The organism is Pseudoalteromonas sp. GW168-MNA-CIBAN-0100 (genome assembly GCF_040309225.1).
Classification (GTDB): Bacteria; Pseudomonadota; Gammaproteobacteria; order Enterobacterales; family Alteromonadaceae; genus Pseudoalteromonas; species Pseudoalteromonas arctica.
The window spans coordinates 1-278 of sequence record NZ_JBEOOL010000506.1; the positions used below are offsets into that span (position 1 = coordinate 1).

At 34.2% G+C, this 278-nt stretch carries 1 protein-coding gene; it reads right to left on the bottom strand.

Annotated features, from left to right (window positions below; translation table 11 throughout):
* Positions 1 to 23 precede the first annotated feature (23 nt).
* The coding region (locus AAEY62_RS22180) for a hypothetical protein (RefSeq protein WP_350636563.1) at positions 24 to 278 on the bottom strand (255 nt) is incomplete at its 5' end.

The window sequence follows — 278 nt, forward strand, 5'->3', positions numbered from 1 at the left end:
GTAACGTCATTAATCTACCTCTTTTATAATTGAATTTTACTAACATCAAAATGAATGTATGTGTAGCCAGTTAAGTTGGCTGTTTTGGCCGCCTCTCTAGCACCTATTTTTGTTAGGAATAAAGGAATATTAGACTTAAGCAAAGTAGAAACAATAGCATCATGGTCAAGAACAATATTTGTAAAACCACCAATAGTCATGGATATTCCATTTGTGCTTTCAAGCTCGTTTGCATGAGCAAACTTTATATCACTAACAACCTCATAATGCTCCCTTTG